Genomic DNA, 1,425 nt, shown 5'->3' on the forward strand with positions numbered 1-1,425 from the left:
CAATGTACCCCCCCCCGCGTAACCCGCAAGCACCCTCGGTGTGGTATGCCCCCCCCTAACCGGGGGGGGGGCCCCCCCGGCGGGTGGCCGAGCCCGTCCGGCCGGACACCGGTGTCCGGCCGGACGGCGACGCGAGAGGACGGCTGGGGGCGCGCGGTGTACCGGCACCGAATCAGGCGCGCGTTCCCGCCCCGAGCCGTCGCAGGTCAGCGGAAGACGTGCGGGTCGAACCCGTACACGTCGATGACCTGGATGATCTGCCAGCCGCTGTCCCACTGGTAGAACCGGTGGCCGTCGTAGCGGTACCGGTGGCCGTGGTCGTCGCTGTACCAGTAGCTGCCCTGGCGCTCCCAGGAGCGGTGGCCGTCCCAGCGGCTCGTGTGCCCGCTGCCGTAGCCGGCGTAGCGCTCGAAGCGGTCGCCCTCGTGGTCGCGGACCTGGAAGGCCGCCGGGGAGACGGAGACGGTGGTGTCGCGGTGGACGGCCTGAACCGGTGCGGCCGAGGCAGTGCCGCCGACGAGCAGCAGCCCACCGAGCGTCGCGGCGAGCGCGGCGGCCGCGGTGGCGGCCCGGCGTCCGACGGACTTGTTCATGATCTTTCCTCCTTGATCGGCCCGGAGCCACGGGGTGATGGCTCCGGGCGGTGCCCCGCTGTGGTGGGGCAAGAACGACGCTACCGGGAGAAATGTTGAAACTTGTACATCTCGGGCTGTGGGGTACGTCATGCCCATCGGGACGGCAGGGCGAGGAATAACGGGCGGGGCAACCGCGCTGCCCCCAGCCCCCCGCGTCCTCATCCGGCAGCAAGCCCTCCCACACACCTTCCCCGAGGCCCTCACCACCCTCCCCGACTCCCACCCCCCGCGATACGGCACCGACCCCGACCTGACCACCCGGCCGACAAACAGGCCGCCCACGGCAACTTCCGCACCTGGGCCCGCATCACCAAACACGCCGTCGCCGGCCTCGCCCCCAAGGCCGCACCCACCACAGATCGTCCCGGTGACCGGGCGGCACGGCCACGCCGCGGCGCCGGCGGATCACCGCTCCCATCCACGCGATCAACGGCCCGCCCAGATCGACCGCAGCCAGCGGCCCCAGCCACTCGCGCCCCACCCGCTCGCCCAGCCGCCGACAGAACGCCCCGTCCGCAGGCAGCGCCCGAGGCCGCCCCGCCCCGCTGTCCTGCCACACCAGCTTGGCCATCACCGGATCCAGCAGCGCCCGCGCGACCTCCACCACCTCCGGGAAGACGGCCGCGTCCCGCGCCACCGCCCGCCACCGCCAGAAATCCCCGCCCGCTGTCGCCGCCCGGTTTTTCTGCGTAGGAATCTCGTCACTAGCTGTGGATTTCGCAGTTTGGATGGTTGGCAGCTGATGGGGCGCGCAGGTTGGTGGGCGGGTCGCTCAGTTCTTCTGGGTAGG

General features: G+C 72.3%; 2 protein-coding genes. Both read right to left on the reverse strand.

Going from position 1 to position 1,425, the window contains the following annotated elements:
• Positions 1 to 206 precede the first annotated feature (206 nt).
• Complete coding sequence (locus tag AB0O11_RS39340) at positions 207 to 593, reverse strand: hypothetical protein (RefSeq protein WP_363397428.1); 387 nt, start codon at positions 591 to 593, stop codon at positions 207 to 209.
• Positions 594 to 942: 349 nt separating this feature from the next.
• The gene (locus tag AB0O11_RS39345) at positions 943 to 1,272 is read right to left on the reverse strand and encodes a hypothetical protein (protein WP_363397430.1); all 330 of its coding nucleotides are present in this window, start codon (positions 1,270 to 1,272) and stop codon (positions 943 to 945) included.
• Positions 1,273 to 1,425: the final 153 nt, after the last annotated feature.

The organism is Kitasatospora sp. NPDC093102 (assembly GCF_040683915.1).
Classification (GTDB): domain Bacteria; phylum Actinomycetota; class Actinomycetes; order Streptomycetales; family Streptomycetaceae; genus Kitasatospora.

Coding starts and splice junctions, on each gene's coding strand:
- AB0O11_RS39340 (WP_363397428.1), bottom strand. CDS start 593: ATGAACAAGTCCGTCGGACGCCGGGCCGCCACCGCGGCCGCCGCGCTC.